Source organism: Psychrobacillus sp. BM2, assembly GCF_048572895.1.
In the GTDB taxonomy this organism is placed as follows: Bacteria; Bacillota; Bacilli; order Bacillales_A; family Planococcaceae; genus Psychrobacillus.
On the sequence record NZ_CP183878.1, the window covers coordinates 2,706,920 to 2,724,935 of the forward strand.

15 protein-coding genes are annotated in these 18,016 nt (G+C 36.1%); 6 read left to right on the top strand and 9 right to left on the bottom strand.

The window, feature by feature from the left end; all coding sequences use genetic code 11:
* Positions 1-24: 24 nt before the first annotated feature.
* Positions 25-1,569, bottom strand: coding sequence for an L-glutamate gamma-semialdehyde dehydrogenase (gene pruA / locus ACN6MX_RS13340; protein ID WP_419959362.1), 1,545 nt, complete (start codon positions 1,567-1,569; stop codon positions 25-27).
* A 137-nt stretch (positions 1,570-1,706) separates the two neighbouring features.
* Between pruA and ACN6MX_RS13345 the strand changes: the two genes are divergently transcribed.
* Positions 1,707-3,014, top strand: a complete 1,308-nt coding sequence (locus tag ACN6MX_RS13345) for a sigma 54-interacting transcriptional regulator (RefSeq protein WP_419959363.1) — start codon at positions 1,707-1,709, stop codon at positions 3,012-3,014.
* Between the two features lie 195 nt (positions 3,015-3,209).
* Here ACN6MX_RS13345 and yugI read toward each other — a convergent pair whose 3' ends face one another.
* The 3 genes from yugI to ACN6MX_RS13360 form a co-directional block, all read right to left on the bottom strand.
* Positions 3,210-3,584 carry a S1 domain-containing post-transcriptional regulator GSP13 gene (gene yugI / locus ACN6MX_RS13350; protein WP_419959364.1) on the bottom strand — a complete coding sequence of 125 codons (375 nt, stop codon included), beginning with the start codon at positions 3,582-3,584 and terminating at the stop codon, positions 3,210-3,212.
* Between the two features lie 75 nt (positions 3,585-3,659).
* Positions 3,660-5,780 (bottom strand): hypothetical protein, encoded by a 2,121-nt coding sequence (locus tag ACN6MX_RS13355; RefSeq protein ID WP_419959365.1) that lies wholly within the window; start codon positions 5,778-5,780, stop codon positions 3,660-3,662.
* Positions 5,770-6,327 (bottom strand): RNA polymerase sigma factor, encoded by a 558-nt coding sequence (locus ACN6MX_RS13360; protein WP_419959366.1) that lies wholly within the window; start codon positions 6,325-6,327, stop codon positions 5,770-5,772. Before ACN6MX_RS13360 ends, ACN6MX_RS13355 begins: the two co-directional genes overlap by 11 nt.
* A 430-nt stretch (positions 6,328-6,757) precedes the next feature.
* Between ACN6MX_RS13360 and ACN6MX_RS13365 the strand changes: the two genes are divergently transcribed.
* Complete coding sequence (locus ACN6MX_RS13365; RefSeq protein WP_419959367.1) at positions 6,758-6,970, top strand: helix-turn-helix domain-containing protein; 213 nt, start codon at positions 6,758-6,760, stop codon at positions 6,968-6,970.
* 51 nt (positions 6,971-7,021) lie between these two features.
* On the opposite strand, the gene ACN6MX_RS13370 is transcribed toward ACN6MX_RS13365, so the two are convergent.
* Positions 7,022-7,282 (bottom strand): DUF1871 family protein, encoded by a 261-nt coding sequence (locus ACN6MX_RS13370; RefSeq protein ID WP_419959368.1) that lies wholly within the window; start codon positions 7,280-7,282, stop codon positions 7,022-7,024.
* 76 nt (positions 7,283-7,358) lie between these two features.
* Between ACN6MX_RS13370 and ACN6MX_RS13375 the strand changes: the two genes are divergently transcribed.
* On the top strand, positions 7,359-8,525 hold the full coding sequence (locus ACN6MX_RS13375) for a MalY/PatB family protein (protein WP_419959369.1): 1,167 nt from the start codon (positions 7,359-7,361) through the stop codon (positions 8,523-8,525).
* Between the two features lie 1,035 nt (positions 8,526-9,560).
* Positions 9,561-10,919: an IS110 family transposase gene (locus ACN6MX_RS13380; protein WP_419959370.1), complete on the top strand. Its 1,359-nt coding sequence runs from the start codon at positions 9,561-9,563 to the stop codon at positions 10,917-10,919.
* Between the two features lie 989 nt (positions 10,920-11,908).
* On the opposite strand, the gene ACN6MX_RS13385 is transcribed toward ACN6MX_RS13380, so the two are convergent.
* Together ACN6MX_RS13385 and ACN6MX_RS13390 are read right to left on the bottom strand one after the other, a co-directional pair.
* Entirely contained in the window at positions 11,909-12,112 is a 204-nt protein-coding gene (locus tag ACN6MX_RS13385; protein ID WP_419959371.1) for a hypothetical protein, read from the bottom strand.
* A 15-nt stretch (positions 12,113-12,127) separates the two neighbouring features.
* The gene (locus ACN6MX_RS13390) at positions 12,128-12,865 is read right to left on the bottom strand and encodes a peptidylprolyl isomerase (RefSeq protein ID WP_419959372.1); all 738 of its coding nucleotides are present in this window, start codon (positions 12,863-12,865) and stop codon (positions 12,128-12,130) included.
* Between the two features lie 136 nt (positions 12,866-13,001).
* Here ACN6MX_RS13390 and ACN6MX_RS13395 point away from each other — a divergent pair, with 136 nt between their 5' ends.
* Both ACN6MX_RS13395 and ACN6MX_RS13400 read left to right on the top strand, forming a co-directional pair.
* On the top strand, positions 13,002-14,237 hold the full coding sequence (locus ACN6MX_RS13395) for an MFS transporter (RefSeq protein WP_419959373.1): 1,236 nt from the start codon (positions 13,002-13,004) through the stop codon (positions 14,235-14,237).
* 70 nt (positions 14,238-14,307) lie between these two features.
* Entirely contained in the window at positions 14,308-16,161 is a 1,854-nt protein-coding gene (locus ACN6MX_RS13400) for a transglycosylase domain-containing protein (protein WP_419959374.1), read from the top strand.
* 314 nt (positions 16,162-16,475) lie between these two features.
* On the opposite strand, the gene ACN6MX_RS13405 is transcribed toward ACN6MX_RS13400, so the two are convergent.
* Entirely contained in the window at positions 16,476-17,027 is a 552-nt protein-coding gene (locus tag ACN6MX_RS13405) for an AAA family ATPase (protein ID WP_419959375.1), read from the bottom strand.
* Positions 17,028-17,072: 45 nt separating this feature from the next.
* On the bottom strand, positions 17,073-17,939 hold the full coding sequence (locus ACN6MX_RS13410) for a hypothetical protein (RefSeq protein WP_419959376.1): 867 nt from the start codon (positions 17,937-17,939) through the stop codon (positions 17,073-17,075).
* Positions 17,940-18,016 lie beyond the last annotated feature (77 nt).

An 18,016-nucleotide genomic window follows, 5' to 3' on the forward strand; every position in this document is an offset into this window, starting at 1 on the left:
TTTACTGAGTCTGGCCAGTATATATTAAAGCATTTCAGATGTAGATTTTGCTTGCATATGAAGTTGGACATAATCTGGTCCACCAGCTTTTGAATCTGTACCAGACATATTAAATCCACCGAATGGTTGGTATCCCACAATCGCACCAGTACATCCGCGGTTGAAGTATAAGTTTCCAACGTGGAAGTCTTCACGCGCTTTTTCTTGGTTTAAACGGTTGTTAGTAATAACAGCACCTGTTAAACCATATTCGGTATTATTAGCGATATCAAGAGCATCATCGAAATCTTTTGCTTTCGTAATACCTACAACTGGACCAAAGATTTCTTCTTGCATTATACGTGAAGTTGGAGATAAGTCAGCAATTACAGTTGGTTGGATGAAGTATCCTTTTGAATCATCTCCAGTACCTCCAGTAACTAAGCGACCTTCTTCTTTACCAATCTCGATATAACCCATAATTTTTTCAAATGATGCACTATCGATAACTGGACCAACGAAATGCTCATCATTATCAGGAATACCAACTGTTAAAGCGTTTGTTAACTCTTCTACGCGGTTTAATACTGTATCGTAAACATCTTCTACGATTACTGCACGTGAACATGCAGAACATTTTTGACCACTGAAACCAAATGCAGATTTAACAATAGATTGTGCTGCTAATTCTAGATCAGCCTCTTTATCAACGACGATTGTATCTTTACCACCCATTTCAAGGATAGAACGTTTAATCCAAATTTGCCCTGGAGCTAATTTAGAAGATTTCTCAACGATTCCGAGACCAACATCACGTGAACCAGTGAAGCTGATAAGACGAGTGCGTGGGTGTTCTACCATGAAGTCACCAATTTCAGCACCAGAACCTGGGATGAAGTTAACTACTCCTGGAAGCATACCTGCTTCTTCTAATACTTCTACAAATTTATAAGAAATAACTGGAGTTGTAGAAGCTGGTTTTAATAGTACAGTGTTACCTGCCACCATAGCAGCAACAGTAGTACCAGCCATGATTGCAAATGGGAAGTTCCATGGTGAAATAACAACAGCAACACCTAGTGGAATATAGTTATATTGGTTATATTCACCCGGACGGCTTTGTACTGGTGCACCATCTTTTAAACGAAGCATTTCTCGGCCATAATATTCTAGGAAGTCAATCCCTTCTGCAACTTCTACATCAGCCTCAACCCATGTTTTTCCTGCTTCTCTTGATAACAGCGCAGAGAATTCAAATTTACGACGACGAATAATTGCTGCAGCTTTGAAAAGAACGTCTGCACGGATTTCAGGTTTTACTTTTTTCCATGTTTTGAATGTTTCATCAGCAATATCCATAGCTTTAGAGGCAATTTCTTGTGTTGCTTTAGAAACAGTACCAACTAATTCTTCTTTTTTTGCTGGATTATATGATTTAATTTTAGCTTCTGTAGTAATACGTTCACCACCAACGATTAATGGAAAATCATTTCCTAGGTATGCATCAACTACTTTGTAGCCTTCTTGAATCGCTTTTTTATTTTCTTCTTTCGAAAAATCTGTGAATGGTTCATGTTTGTAAGGTATCAAATGTAAATCCTCCTTTGATTTGAGCGCAAAAAAAATTTGCAGTTTCTTTTAGTTTACATATATAATAATGCAAAAGATCGTTGCGTTTTTCAAGTAAAAAATTCTAAAATGTGAAATATTTTTTTGAGGTGAGCCATTTGGACGAACAAATAAAAGATTACCTACCGTTTTATAAATTTGCTACTGAGCAAGTAGCCGTTGGTATTCATGCTGTTGACTTAACCGGCAAAACAATTATTTACAACGAAAAAATGAAAGAAATTGAGGGTTTAAATTTAACGGATGTTGTCGACCGTTCCATCTTTGAGCTTTTCCAATTCGAACAACAAGAAAGTACATTGCTAAAAGTTTTAAATAGCGGAGAACCAGTTTTACGTGCTAAACAGACATACTGGAATCGAAATGGACAAGAAATAACTACTATTAATGATACATACCCTGTATGCCTTGATGAAAAATTAATTGGGGCAGTTGAATTTTCTAGAGATATAACTGCACTAGAAAGACTGATTTTCCAGCCTTTAAAGCGGTACAACGAAGCAATCACCCTTTCTAGTATTACAGCTGTTTCGACGGATATGCAGGAAGTATTGGAGCGTTCTATAAAAGCTGCACATGCACGAATGCCCATCCTCTTAGTAGGAGAAGCTGGTACTGGCAAGGATTTAATAGCTGAAGGTATTCACAACCAACTTTCACCAGCAAATAAACAGTTCATTTCTCTCTTTTGTCATAGCTCAGATAGTTTATTAATAAATAAATTCCAAAAAGAACTAGCAGATATCTCGAACTGTACAATATTTTGTGAAAGAATTGATTTATTATCCCTCGATTTACAAATTGAACTGTTGCAAATACTTTCTTCAAATGAAGCACGACAAAATTTATATATTGCAAGCATCGGTGAGGATCCAGTTGATCTTATAGCTTCTAACAAGTTAAATAAGGAGCTATATTATTATTTCGCCCAAATATCAATAAGTATTCCTCCACTACGCAAACGAACTGAGGATATTTTACCTTTTATGTATGATTACTTTAATCGATATTTAAATCGCTATGGCTCCACCATTAAAGAAATTGATGAAGATGTTGTTCAAGCTTTTTTAATGTATGAATGGCCAGGCAATCTAAAGGAATTGGAACTACTGTTGGATGAGATAAGCTCAATGGTAACTACTGAGCAAGTATTGAAGTTTGATATGCTGCCTCTCCATTTCAAGCTGAAGGTTCAAGATTTTAATGAGACTTCAAGGAAAGCAGAGGATTTTGTTATTACTTCTGACAAAGAATTGGTTCCTCTGGACGAGTATTTACGATCTGCAGAAATGTATTATTTACAAAAAGCTTTAGATAAATTCGATGGCAATATTACAAAGGCTGCTGAAGCATTAGGAATGAGCCGTCAGAATTTGCAGTACCGAATACGGAAGATGAAGAAGTAAAAAATATAACTGAATAGATCTCATAAAAACATATTAAAAGTTTGATCCGAACAACGTTGCGAGGAGGCTGAGGCAACCCCCGCGGAAAGCGTCCACCTGTAACGGAAATCAGCAGTATCATTGTAAAAAAACTGCAGTACTAAATATAAGACAAAAAGGAATTCTACAGTGACTTACTTCACTGTAGAATTCCTTTTATAGTGCGGATTGTTTAATCCAATCGGCTAATTTTTCTTTCAATGTATTAAAACCTTCCTCGTCATGCTCATCTACGCGATCTTGAAGTGATTTCCGAGGTCTATCATCACGTTTCGGTAGCGTTGGTTTTTCTTGGAGCTCTCGCATCGATAAGCTAATTTTCCCAGCTTCATCGTCAATCTCTAGAATTTTCACCTCTACCTCTTGCCCTACAGTTAAAAATTCTTCCACTTCTTTTACATATCCATATGTTATTTCTGAAATATGCACTAGCCCTTGTGTCTGCTCATCTAAGCTTACGAAGGCACCGTATGGCTGAATCCCTGTAACTTTACCCGTGACAACATCTCCTACCTTATAATTTTGAGTCATAATTTTGTTCCTACTTTCTTATATACGTTATAGTCATGTTAAATTATAACATAGTAGGAAGTATGACGGCAAAAATCACTGTATAGGCATAAAAGGAGGTCTCCACCCATTTTCCGTTTGAATAAGTTGGAAGCTAATAACTGTATCATCTTTAGACTTGCGTGGATCGGGATGTTTATTTAATGTTACTACCCCATATCCTTCCGAGAATAAAGCATATTTCATAGCTGTAAATTCTAGCCTAATATCGACTATATCCTGATGCTCTCCGCTCATGTATTCATCTTTTGGAATTTGAAGGCGCGTATCATCTTTAATATACAGTTCGTATTGTGTTTCGTAATCCTTTAGTTGAGCTGAGTAATAATACAACCCAACAATTTCCTCAGGTGTAGCCTCTTTTAATACTGTTTGATCGTGTGTTCCAGCGAATAATTTATATAATGCATGTACCTGTTGGACAAAATTGTCGTCCACTAGAGTTGAATTACTGTCTTCTACCCCTTGAATTCTCCATATGTCATCACTTTCAAGATGGAGAAGTAAGTCGTAGCTAACCTGATCTCCTTTTTCCTGCCCGATATAAGTCTTTAAATATTTATCACCCTGGAATAAATGATCTTTATTAAAATAAAGATTTTTAGAACTCTCACGGATAATATTCTTTAGAGTTGGATTGTTTAAGAAATCTTCTTTATCATGCTCATTTTTAAATGTACTACTCATTAACTCCCACATCATTTCTCTGTTGTTCTCACCATCTGCATAATGATACAAGAGAATGATATCTATTGGTCCAACTCCATGAAGTACTAAAGGATCAAAGTTTTCGTTGAATTTTTTATATAATTCATAAGCACTATAAAAAGCGTATGGTGTTTCCGAGCTTCTCTCTTCTCCGTCTGGCAATATAGATAACCAATCTAATTTAGTAATTTCAAGCTCGCCATCTAAAGCAAGCAGGTAATAATCTCTTAACTGCTCTATGTCTAAAAGTTTATAGGTCTCATTGTATGTCCAATCACTTGTATTCATAGATGCGACTATGGGCTTCATCAGAGTAGCAATTGGAGATACTCCCGGGATATTAACAAGGGATTCCCAAGCCATTCGTGTATCCATATTAATTTCATTATTTCCATTAAATATCTCGTTTAGGTCTGATGGAAAAAGAATCACCTGTGCAAGATCAAAGTAGTAATTTTCAAAGCGAGAATGCATAACAGTATCTTCCATTGAATTTAATAGAGTAAATTCTATTTCCTCTAAATAATAACCTAAGACAGAGAAATCCTGTTCCTCCAATAAATTGGCTATTCCATATCCTGGAATAGAACTATATAGAGATAAATAGCGTGACTCATTTTCATCTAATACTGTGAAAAGGTCTCTTGTGAACAATGACCAATCAGGTACAATTTGAAATGCTGTTCCTTCTGCATTAACCGCCAATTTCAAACCTTGCTTAGGTAATACTTCAATCATGCTTTGTATTTCTTTGGGCATATTATAACGATTCGCAATCAGAACATGCTCACTTAGCTTTCCTTCGTGTTTTGCTGTCTTAATAGCTGCTTCTTGTTCATAAAGTAGTTGGTTATATAAATTAATGAGATGCTCTGATTTCGCTATAAAATCTTCAATAAAAACTATACTTTGAACTGTATTGAGTTTTCCTTTTTTAATCGTTTCTTCAACCATTTCAGACGGTAGTTTTAGCCCTTCAATAGCAAATTCATATCCGTCTTTCATAGATATATCATCATTTTTACCTTCCAATGTACCTGGACTTATTTGTGCGGAGAAGATATTATCTGCATAATGAACAAATTCTATGGTTGCAAAATCTGCTTCATCCAATTGGAGCATTTGCCTGCGTTTTAATCGTTCCTTTTCATATTGCTTTTCCAGCTTTGTAATATCATCCTCATTAAGTTCCTGATCACTTATGGTTGTATTTTTTTGATCTTCTAAAAAAGTTGTTCCTAGCACTCCAATTAATAACACACTCGCTACACTCACTGCCCACACCGTGATTCGCTGCCGTTTAGAGCCTTTATTTTTCTTTACTATTGGAGCAACATTATTTCCATTTTCAATTTTTTTGAGAATTTCATCAGTATCTACAGATGAAGGCAATCGATCATAGGAGGATTTTAAAAGGTTTAGGCGTTCTTCTAATTGTTTATCGTCCATGTTTAACTCCTCCATTCAATTGTAATGCCGATTTTAATAATGCCTTTGCTCTCATTAGCCGGATTTTTATCGTCGATAATGGTGCATTTAATACTTCTGCAATTTGTTCGTACGATAATTCATGAAAGTAAAACATAATAATAGGATGGCGATATTTTTCATCCAGTGATTGAATTGCATTATGTAGTTCTCGGTCTTCTTCAAATACTAAAACTCGATCTTCTGCTGATTTGGTCGTATAATTTCCTTTTATTTCTACGTTAAACTTTTGTCCTTTTTCTTTTTCTTTTGTTTCTTTTCTGTAAAAATCTCTGGCGGTATTTAATGTGATTTTGTATAACCAAGTCGTAAATCGGTCACGCTGAAATTGATGTAAAAATCGATAAAGCTTAACAAATACTTCTTGAGTTACATCTGGAATATCATGGACCCGAACGCCACATTGAAATGCAAACTTTTCAACGGTTCTGTGATGAATATGTATGAGTTCTGTATATGCCGCTTTGTCCCCTTGTTGTGCTCGTTCTATTAACTCAAGCTCTGACATAGTCCTCCCTCTTTCTTTTGTGTTCTATTGATGATACGAATGATTGTTCAAGTTTGTTTCACAACTTATTTTTAAACTTTTATAAAAGGAGGGATTATCGGGATAATCCGAAATCATTTTGGATTTAAAATTGGAGAAATAGTATCAATTGGCATGAAGTATAAATATGATAGAAGGAAACGGGATGCCTAGGAAAATGGATTATTTATCTTATTAGTCGGAATTCCTAGAGTTTAGACCGAATGATTTCTTTTGAATTCTTGTTGTTATTGTACATTTTGCAGTTCGGATGCCAATACTACTCGTTTTTATCCAAGGTACCATGTAGTTATTAATGTAAAAATTGTACTTTTTCTGACATTTATATCAAAAATTCAAAGAAAAGTTGTGTTATAATAATAAAATAATTAAGACAGGGGTGGATGGAATCATGAAGAAAGATATACATGAGCAATTACGTCAATTAAGAGAAGAGCGTAATATTACGTTAGAAACTCTTGCATTAAAAACAAGAATTGGCACTGGAAAACTTGAAGCTTACGAGTCGGGTGTAGAAACTCCATCAGTTCAAACAATCTTGAAATTGTCTAATGCACTTGAAGTTCCAGCTTCTAACTTGTTAGATGGTCTACAAGAGGTTTAAACCATTACATGAAAAAAGCTTTCGGAATAAAAACCGAAAGCTTTTTCATTTTTATATAATACATTTCATTTCATACTTTAACGCGATCAGCTTGTAAGATATATCGACGCATTTTTCTAATGGAATCCATTCTTCAAAAGAATGTTCGTAAACTTCCTGAATTTTTTTTGCCAATTCAGATGGATGATCAATATCTTGCAAATATGCGACTACATCTGCAGTCTCTGTTTCATAGGCATTTTCTCCAATGTTGAATGGATCCCATTGTTGTAATGTCCAAACTGCTCTTCTATTCATCTCAATTGTGTCCATTTATTTTCACCTTACTAATTTTTATTAGATAGGGTTATAATAACATAATAAATACAAATTAAAAGGGGAAATTACTTTGTCTATTTTTTCTACTGTTTTTAATCGACGCAATACATATTCAGCAAAATGGGATATGTTAGAGGAAGTATATTCTATTAACGATGCTTCTGAAGTACTTCCTATGTGGGTAGCAGATATGGATTTTGCCATTCCGTCTGTTATTATCGATGCGCTACAAAAACGTATGGAGCATCCAGTGTTTGGTTATTCTATGGCTCCTGAAGAAACAAAATCATCCCTTTCTAAATGGGTGGCAGATAAGCATCAGCTTGCTATAAAAAATGAATGGATTTTGTTTCGCCAAGGAGTTATTCCAGGAATAGCAGATGCTATTGAAGCCTTCACTGAAGTTGGGGATAAGGTGCTTATTCATACACCTGTATACCCACCATTTACAAATGTACCTACAAATTTAGGTAGAGAAGTGGTCACTAGTCAGTTAATAGAAAAGAATAATTCTTATGAGATGGACTGGATTTCATTTGAAGATTGTTTAAAGAATGATGTAAAAGCTTTCATCTTGTGTAATCCACATAATCCTGGAGGAAAAGTATGGAGCAAAGAAGACTTAGCAAGAATGGCTACACTTTGTCAGCAATATAATGTATTAGTTTTGTCAGATGAAATTCACTCGGATCTTATTTTTGAACCAAATAAGCACATCCCTATGCTTAATGTGGCTGAAGATCCAAATAACATTATTACTTTTTTTGCTCCAACTAAAACATTTAACCTAGCAGGAATTCAGGCTGCTACTATGATTGTTCCGGATGAGCAAAAACGAAAAACATTAGAGAATCTTGCGATGAACCGAGGATATATGGGTTTAAATATATTTTCACTTACAGCACTTCAAACTGCTTACGAACAAGGTGCTCCTTGGCTAGAGGAACTGTTGAACGTATTGAAAATAAATATGGATTATGTGGTAGAGCATCTTTCGAAATTAGAGGGCATAAAAGTTTCCAAACCAGATGGGACATACTTACTTTGGATAGATTATCGTGGGACAGGCATTTCTGAAAAAGAAATGATGGATCGCCTATTAACGGTTGGAAAACTCGCTCTTGAGCCAGGCAGTAAGTACGGAAAAGCTGGAGAGGGATTTGTGCGGATGAATGTGGCTTGTCCACTCTCTACTGTTGAAGACGGGGTAGCGCGCTTCGTAAAATCACTTCAATAGATATGTTTTGAAAGCATATATCTGCTTTAAGAAAAACCGGGAAAAAATACGCCCGGTCCTTTAAGGTCAAAACCTGTTTTTATCGTTTTCGAAGGGCTTTGGACAGACGTTTTGCTATATTATTACCGAATATTTTTTAAAGAAGCTGGTTGCGACTGACGTCACAACCAGCCTCTCCTTTTTCGGTAATTTTAGGGCATTTATCCCGCATTAACGGGCAGTAGATAACTGCCCGTAAAAGCCCGAATGGTTCAACTAACAATCAGTGGGAAAAAAAGCCCCACTGATTGAAGTTTCACTTTTTCTGTCCGTCACGCTTCTACAACTTTTAAAAACAGGTTAATGCGGTTTTGGATAACTAGAGATAAGATACTTTCTAATTGATAGAGTAAGCTCACGAAGATGCAATTTCGTTCGCTATTTTGCTTCTTTATTTAGTAACTACTTACTATTTTTCTTTATTTCCACTAGTAAAAAAAGGAAATCTACTTGCTTCATTCTTCATTACAAAATAGTGTCCTTAATTCAACAGACGGTTTTATCACTATATTAACTTTGACTGCTATTATTATCTAAGCGATAAGCTATACCAAATCTGATAGTAGAGTACTACACGTCATATTGATTGTAGTGGAAGGTGGCGACTCCAGCGGGAACAGCGTTAGGTGAAGACCCCGCAGCGAAGACATTGGCCAAACTTTGTTTGGGCAATGTCTTTGCGACGAGTAACCGCAGGAGCATATGTTTTCCAGCGAGGAGGCTGAGGCAACGCCCGCGGAGGCCAACAGGAGGTTGGTCACGAAGGCGTTGCCACACGAGGTGGCGCTCTTAGCCTTTGTACCCCCACCTGAAACGGAAATCAGTAGTTTTATTCATTCTTTCAAGTTCTACAAACCCGGTATTCACGGGACATTTTTATATACTTTCTGGTGTGTGAAATAATGAGTTTCGAAACAAAAAAGCCCCAGTGACTATGTTAGGATTGATACTTAACCAAGTAATTCAATCACCCACCCTAGAAGGAGGACATAATCAATGAGACTACTTAATGGTAAACAAGGTTTAAGAAGAAGTCAATTCGCAAAAGAACTTAGAGGTACCGATTTAGAAAAAGTATTGCTTGTTCCGATTGATGTTTCAAAGGTTTTGCAGAAAGCGATGATACTGAATTATTTTGGCGATGTGATTCACATCCCATTTTCATTCATGGTCAGCCAGACTGGCATGCAACTCCTTATTAAAGAGATCGAGGAGGCCAAACAGACTTGTCAAGCTGAACAGGTATTTGTGGGCATCGAAGCGACTGGCCATTACTACGAAGACATCGTACGTATTTTAACAGATGCGGGTTATTCTGTTCATATCATTAACCCATCTTCTACACATGAAGAACGGAAACAACATCTTACGTACACAAAAACGGATGACATCGATTTGTATCTGATTGCCGAGGCATTGGTGGGCAATAAAGCGACCAACTCCAAACTGCCTTCAGGCATGTACAAAGAACTTCAAAATCTTACACGCGCAAGAAGAAGTGAAATTAATAAGCGCTCTCGTATCAAAATGGAAATTCGGGTCGTCCATGATCATATCTGGCGTGAATACCAAGGAATCAGCGTGCTCGTTGATAAGAAAGTCAAAACGAAAACAATCTTTAGTGATTTTTGGGGAAAAGCCAGTCTTCATCTGTTAACCCATTATCCACACGCTTCTCAAATTCTTGAACTGGGAGAGGATGGATTACAGGAATTGTCCAAAAAACATAACCTAAAAATCCGCAAAACAACGATGGACAAGCTTCTCTTCGCAGCCAATGAAAGTGTCTCCAAGCCATTAGACCAGCTTTCAAGCGAGTTATTTCTCTTGAAAAAAAAGCTGAAAGCGTATGAATGGGCTACCCAAACAATTAAAGAGTACGAGGAGGAAATTGAACGTATATTCGTTCAAACCGATGGAATCTTTCTCCTGACCGTGCCGGGCATAGGACTTGTAACAGCTGCCGAAATCTACTGTGAAATGGGAGACCTTTCTCATTACACGAATGCCGGTCAGCTGATTAAAAAAGCTGGTACTAACCCTGTCATAAAACAATCGGGACCGGGAGGCGGGTATTTTGGACGTATATCCAAACAAGGAAATGCCAACCTGCGTAGGGCTATCTATACCGCCGGACGATGCCTTGCCAGACACAATGAGGCCCTGAAGCCTTTTTGTATCCGTTTAAAGGAAAAAGGCAAAAAGGCTGGAAAAATTAATATCGCGATGGGGAACAAGTTTATTAAAATTGCCTTTGCCATGTTAAAAAATCAGAAACCGTTTGAATGGGATGACCCAGAATTCAAATATGAACAGGAAATCTCTAAAAAATTAACACTACCTTTAGCTGCTTAAAGCAAACATAAACAGGTACCCTTCTTTTGGTTCGAGTGGAGATCGAATCAAACTTTCATGAGGCCGAGACCTCGCAGATAAGCCTTATCCCACTCGTTCTGTAAATGCGAATCAGTACGTTAAATTCTAAATTTGAACGCAATGCCAGAATGCATCCATGCAGTACAAGAAAAACGAGTGAATGCCCATTTCTGAATCAAAAAAAGGGTACCTGTTATATAAACAACTTGGTTAATTACTACTTGTAAAAAAAAGGATTTTTTGCGGTAGGCGTGTTTGAGTTACTCTAAAACTGGAAAAAAGTATTTGACATTGTACGCTTATCTTTTAAGAAAAACCTGGCAAAAAAACGATTGGTCCTTTTAGGTCAAAACCTGTTTCTAGCGTTTCCGAAGTGCTTTGGACAGACTTGTCGCTATATTATTAACGTGTGAGTTTTTAAAGCTACTGGTTGGATGTGACCTCCGTCACATCCAACCAGTAGCTTTTTTCGGTAATCTTATGGCGTTTGCCTATCCGTCGCGATCCTACAACACTTAGAAACAGGTTAGGTGCGTTTTTGGGTAACTAGATATAAGATTCTTCCCTAAACAAGCTCACGAAGATGAAATTTCGTTCGCTATTTCGCTTCTTTATGAGTCAAACACTTACTACTTCTCTTTATTTCCACTAGTAAAAAAGAAAACCTACTTTCTTCATCTATTTCTAATTTCAAAAGCGATTACAAATAATTTGATCACTCTCTAAAATTTGCCCAATCTAATTAGTGGAGTACTTCATACTAATTGATTGTAGTGGAAGGTGGCGCTCTTTGCCTTCGTTCCCTTGCCTGAAACGGAAATCAGCAGTGTTATTCATTTTTAAAGTATCACTAATCCAGTGTTCAAGTTACATTTCTATATATATTCTGCTTATCTATTAAAAACACTAAAAGACCCTCCATCACGGAAGGTCTTCTAGTGTTTTCATCTTTTATCATTATGGAGCTGTTATTTAAGCTTATCTTGTTTTGCTTGTATAATTTTTTCTTCTATAAGTTTTGCTTTATCTGCATCTTTTTTAGATTTTTTTAACAACCATCTAAAAACGAGTACGCAAATAACTATTAAAACAGCTAACTCGATTACAACAGGTATATATTCCGATTTATCTTCTGGAAAATATAAAAAAGCTAGATGTAAAAACGAAAACATATATACACTCCTCTATTATTTCTGAACAATTTCAATTGAATCTATAGTAATATCTTCTACTGGCTTATCATCAGCATTTGTTTCTACCGCAGCAATTTTGTCCACTATATCTAATCCTTCAATCACTTGTCCAAATACCGTATGTTTTTGATCAAGGGTCGGTGTGCCACCCATTTCCTCATAAGCTTCAGCAATTTCCTTTGGCCATCCACCATCGATTAGTTGCTGCGCTGTTGCTTTTGCATCAGGTGCTTGAACGATAAAAAATTGACTACCATTTGTATTTGCACCTGCATTTGCCATCGATAGAGCCCCTCTTATATTAAAGAGGTTCATCGAAAATTCATCCTCAAAGTCTGCTTCGTAAATACTTTCTCCACCCATGCCGGTACCAGTTGGATCTCCACCTTGAATCATGAAATCTTGAATAATTCGGTGAAATATTATTCCATCATAATAACCATTTTCTGCATGTGTTAAGAAATTTTCCACTGTTTTTGGCGCCAATTCAGGGAATAACTTAATCTTAATTGAGCCCATTGATGTATTCATTGTAACTAAAGCCTCATTGGCAGCTACCTCTTCAGAAAGTTGTGGATACATGATTATCTCTCCTTCTTGTCCAGTATCAGTATTTACAGTAGAATCTTCTTTTTCTACCTCTTCCTTCGGTGCACTAGAATCATCTGATCCACAAGCACTTAAAAAGCAAATAATTGTTGCTATAACTATAAATAATAATATTTTTTTCATGAATTAATCACCCCAAATTAGTTTACCATAATCATACATCATAATTCAGTGACAAAGTATCTAACTTTCTTCGACACACTAAATGTTCTATACTAGTACTAGAACAGATACGCTACCATAGAAAGAAGGGATTTCAATGAGCGTACAAAAACGAAATTTTACGATCATGTGGTTTTCTAACTTTCTCGTTTCGGCCACTATGACAATGATCATGCCATTTTTATCATTATATATAAATACGATGGGAGATTTCTCAGAAAGCTATGTACAAAAGTGGTCCGGGCTTGTATTCGGTGCTACATTTGTGTCCGCATTTTTAATGTCACCAATTTGGGGAAGAATCGCGGATAAATATGGATATAAACCAATCTTAATCATTAATGGATTTGGGATTGCATTTAGTGTATTGCTCATGGGGTTTGTCAATTCTGTAGAGGCTTTCTTTGTCCTTCGCTTATTTATGGGGATTGTTACTGGATTTATCCCTACCTCCTTAGCCTTTATAAGCTCTCAAACTCCAAAGAATATCGCTGGGAAAACGATGGGAACCCTACAGATGGGAAGTGTTTCTGGTACACTTTTCGGTCCTATCATAGGTGGATTTTTAGCAGATACATTCGGTTTTCAATATACATTCATTATTACAGCAACAGCAGTTTCTATTGCTGCGTTAATCGTACTATTTGGAATACATGAAATTCGCAAAGAGAAACAGGCTGGTGATCATGAATATTCTAGAAAGACTGTTATTTCAAGTATATTTCATCATCGTCTCATCTTAAATGTTCTCATGATTACTTCATTGATACAAATTGGACTTTTTAGTATTCAACCTCTTTTATCTTTATATGTTTCTCAATTAACGAACTCAAAGGAAGTTGCGCTTCTCGCTGGTTTTACCTTTAGTGCGACGGGTGTTGGAAGTCTATTGTTTGCTAGAACTTGGGGTAAACTCGGAGATTCGATTGGATATGAAAAAATACTATCCTTTCTTCTAATTCTTGCCTTTGTGTTTATCATCCCTCAGGCATTCGTCTCAGAGCTATGGCAATTAGTAATACTACGTTTCTTATTTGGTATAGCCTCCGGTGGGCTAATACCAATTACTACTGCTTTAATCCGTAGAGAAGCTCCGATTGAAGTACAAGGAGAACTAATGGGCTATAATACAAGTTTCCGCTTTTTAGGTAATATTATTGGACCAATGTTTGGTGGATTTATAAGTGGATACATCGGCATTTCATCCGTCTTTTTTGTTACCGGCGCATTGTTCATAGTCGCATTTACCATTATATACTTCGCTAGAAAAAAACCTCGAATAGATTTTGAAGATGTATTAATAGAAGAAGAAATGCATGCTAAATTATCGTGAAGATAGCACACTTTCTATACCGAAAGTGTGCTATTCTTTTTATTAGAAAATTGGAATTGGAGTGCAACTCATGCGTCAGGCAATCGGCTATATTATCGTTCTTCTTTGCTTTCCTCTCATTTGGATTTTATATTCGTTTATCCATAGTGAGATTTTAACTGCCTATGAATTTAAAGAAGATTTAAAAGAAGCTATCCCGCTTCATACACCAGCAAGTACTTCGCCTATTGTTCTTTTAGATAAAGATAATGTAATTTTCTCGGAGGATTATGTAGAGTGGCGAGATCCCCTGCCATTAGAATCTATCCCGCTCTTCGTACAGGAAGTACTTATACAAAGTGAGGATGTTGAGTTTTATAATCATATTGGTTTTAATTTTAGTGCGATTTTCCGCGCTGTTTTTGCAAATGCAGCAGCCAATTCAAGTGATCAAGGTGCAAGTACAATTACGCAGCAATTAGTGAGGCTACGTTACTTATCAACGGAAAAGACGTATGAGCGTAAGGTGACAGAACTAATCTACGCCTACGAGATGGAAAAACAATCGAATAAAGAAGAGATTCTCGAAAACTATTTAAACGAAATATATTTTAGCAACCAGGTGTATGGTATTGGTGCTGCCGCAACCTATTACTTCGGAAAACCATTAAATGAATTATCTGAAGCGCAACAAGTATTTATTAGCGCTATACCAAATAACCCTTCTGTATATAATCCATTGGAACACTTTGAAGCTACTAAAAAGCGTCAAGAATTATTAATTGATATTTTAGTGAAAAACGACAAAATTTCTACAGAGCATGGGAATAAGTTAAAAAATGAGGCAATAGTTCTTCAAACAAAAATAAAAAAGCAACTGTATCCTGTATATAGCACTTATGTGTTAGACGAATTAAAGTCTTTAATCAGCACTAGCGAGGGATATCAAGAGAAGATAGAATCTGCCTCCAATGAGCAGCAGGCAGTATTTTTCAAAAATGAATTACAAACACGAGTGAATGAAGTAATTTCTCAAGGTCTAATTGTACATACCGCTTTAGACCCCCATAAACAAAAAGAAGACGTAGCCTATATTGATAATCTTTTAGACAAAACAAAAGATTTACAAGCCGCTTCTGTTGTTATTGATAATAAGACAAGAGAAATTGTTAGCATGTTCGGTGGGAAGGATTATCGAAAGTTTGATTTTAACCGAGCAAATCAAGCAGTGCGACAACCTGGTTCTGCTTTCAAACCCTTACTTGTATACGGTCCGATTTTTGAAATGACCTCATTAACTCCTAACAACGAGATTAGTGGAGGTAAATTATGTATTGCTAGTTATTGTCCGCAAAATTACGGTGGAGCCATTTACGGAAACGTTTCCTTAAAACAAGCTTTTCGTTTTAGTCATAACACTCCAGCTGTGCGTCTATTACAAACTGTTGGGATAGAAGAAGCATTTGCTAAATTAGAACAATTCCAATTTAATCACTTAATAGAGGAAGATCATACATACTCTGCGGCTCTAGGTGGTTTAACAAATGGTGTAACAGTACTTGAGATGGCAGATGCTTATACGGGTTTCATTGATGGAATGTATAAACCTGCTCATGCTATTCGAAAAGTAACCAACAAGAATGGCGATATTCTATATGAATGGAAAGAGGAAAAGATCGAAGTATGGTCTCCTAAAACTATAAATATAATGAGAGATTTGCTAGCAGATGTTGTAGTGAATGGGACCGGAAAAGGAGTTAATATTAACTCTTCTTATGTTGGGGCTAAAACTGGTACGACTAACGATTATTATGATTACTGGGTTACTGGACTTACAGATACTTATACATCTGCCGTATGGATCGGCTATGATATGCCGCAAAATATGAAACGAATTGAATCTAAAAGGATTCATCATAAGATATTTAACCAAATAATGAACTGAGAAATACTAGGTAATATATTGCTCTGGCTGATAAGTTCAAAACCTGTTTCCACCGTTTTCAATAGACTTGGGACAGACTTGTTGCTATATTCTTACCGGCTAATTTTTAGAAAGGCTGGTCGTGACTATCCTCACGACCAGCCTTGCATTTCTCGGTAATTTTATGGCGTCTACCTATCCTTCGTCCTCCTATAGCACTTGGAAAATGGTTAGTGCATTTTTGGTTAATTAGAGAAAGGAAGATCCCGGAGATGCAATTTCGGTCGCCATTGGCTACTCTATTCGGTGAATTCTTACAATTTTTGCATACCTCATTAGGCAATATCTACAATTTTCCGAATAACAGACATTACTTCGTCCGATGTTTTTATAACAAATAAATGATCAGCTTCTTCTTCAGTAGGTGCTATAATATCGTTTCTATTTGTCTCTGCCTGCTGCCTAGAAAGTACTTCGTCAAAAGTTGAAGCAACTCTTAAAATCGATGTACTTCGCTCACTATTAGTGATTCTCTCTTTGAGAATATGATCTGGGAGTTCAAAATTCACCAGTATGGTTGTAAATCCATTCTTTTGATAATATTCGATTTGTCTCAATCGTCCTTTGCGATTCCGATTTGAGTTACAAATAATAAGATGAGAATTGGTATCATCAACTGCATGATTTACAATCGCTTGCGTAATTGCATATTTAATCGTGTTACTCCCCTGCTTGGGCAATAAAGATTGGTAATACGTATGAAGGAACTCGGCATGATTATCTTGGTCAATCACCACTGAGTTCACAAGCTCTTTTTCTAACGCTTTGGCAAATGTCGTTTTGCCACTATGCGTTTTTCCGACAGTTATAATAGCTAATCTTTTCATCAGAAAACTCCATTCTTAGATTTAAGAATTATTCTTATCTGTAATTTATGTTAGGTACTTACGCCATTCCTTCCAGGCTACAAGATAGGCACCTAAGTCCTGCGGATGGACTTTTTTACAAATCCCAATACGGGTATACAATTGAAAAAGAACCTCTTCCAAAAGCATTGAATTATTGATTGGGTTATCCTGGTTCAATAATGAAAAAGAAGAATATAATGTCTCTAAATCTAAATTGTCCGAAGAAGAGCAAAATGCGTATGTAAAATCATAAATCTTGGGACCTACTAGTGGGGATGGATCAATAATTCCATTTAGTTTATTGTCATTAAATACAAAGTTATGAACTCCAGCATCTCCGTGAAGATAATACTTCTCTTCTTGATACTCATAAGTATTTAATTTATTTACTAAAACTTTTACCCGTCTATGTTCTTCCTTTGAAAATAAATCTCCAATATTAGCTTCTGCATATTCCAAACTTTCAAGATTAAAGTCTGCCCATGAATTTCTATTTATACCGGTAACCCTACCACGGCTGACTGTATCATCTGCTTTTTTATATTGATTAAACAACTCCTCCACTATAATGGTCATCCAATCTAATTTAAATCCTCGATTTATATGAGTGTCTCCTAAAATATACGAGTATACGATAAATTCATTGTTTTCATCTGTGTAAAGTACATTTGGCAGCAACTTTACGTTTCTATAAGTATTAAGAAAATCCTTAGTTGTAGTAATAATTTCAGGTTGATCTTTTTTCAATACATATAATGGCTTTTCTTCATAAGATAAGCTATATATAGTTCCATCAGTAGTGCCGCTTTTTATTTCTTTATATTTTATATCCTCTTCCGTAATGATACCCTGGTATCTTAGACGATTTATGATATCTCCTACTGTTTCCATATCTATACCTCCCTAGCAATTACTTAATTTTCAAATAATTAATCCAATACTTTGCCTGAAGTCTTGAATCTACGAAT

Bases quoted from the DNA above. Each gene is read 5' to 3' on its own strand.
- ACN6MX_RS13365 (WP_419959367.1), top strand. From the start codon at position 6,758: ATGAAGAAAGATATACATGAGCAATTACGTCAATTAAGAGAAGAGCGT.
- ACN6MX_RS13360 (WP_419959366.1), bottom strand. From the start codon at position 6,327: ATGTCAGAGCTTGAGTTAATAGAACGAGCACAACAAGGGGACAAAGCG.
- ACN6MX_RS13380 (WP_419959370.1), top strand. From the start codon at position 9,561: ATGAGACTACTTAATGGTAAACAAGGTTTAAGAAGAAGTCAATTCGCA.
- ACN6MX_RS13405 (WP_419959375.1), bottom strand. From the start codon at position 17,027: ATGAAAAGATTAGCTATTATAACTGTCGGAAAAACGCATAGTGGCAAA.
- ACN6MX_RS13370 (WP_419959368.1), bottom strand. From the start codon at position 7,282: ATGGACACAATTGAGATGAATAGAAGAGCAGTTTGGACATTACAACAA.
- ACN6MX_RS13400 (WP_419959374.1), top strand. From the start codon at position 14,308: ATGCGTCAGGCAATCGGCTATATTATCGTTCTTCTTTGCTTTCCTCTC.
- ACN6MX_RS13355 (WP_419959365.1), bottom strand. From the start codon at position 5,780: ATGGACGATAAACAATTAGAAGAACGCCTAAACCTTTTAAAATCCTCC.
- yugI (WP_419959364.1), bottom strand. From the start codon at position 3,584: ATGACTCAAAATTATAAGGTAGGAGATGTTGTCACGGGTAAAGTTACA.
- ACN6MX_RS13410 (WP_419959376.1), bottom strand. From the start codon at position 17,939: ATGGAAACAGTAGGAGATATCATAAATCGTCTAAGATACCAGGGTATC.
- ACN6MX_RS13385 (WP_419959371.1), bottom strand. From the start codon at position 12,112: ATGTTTTCGTTTTTACATCTAGCTTTTTTATATTTTCCAGAAGATAAA.
- ACN6MX_RS13390 (WP_419959372.1), bottom strand. From the start codon at position 12,865: ATGAAAAAAATATTATTATTTATAGTTATAGCAACAATTATTTGCTTT.
- ACN6MX_RS13395 (WP_419959373.1), top strand. From the start codon at position 13,002: ATGAGCGTACAAAAACGAAATTTTACGATCATGTGGTTTTCTAACTTT.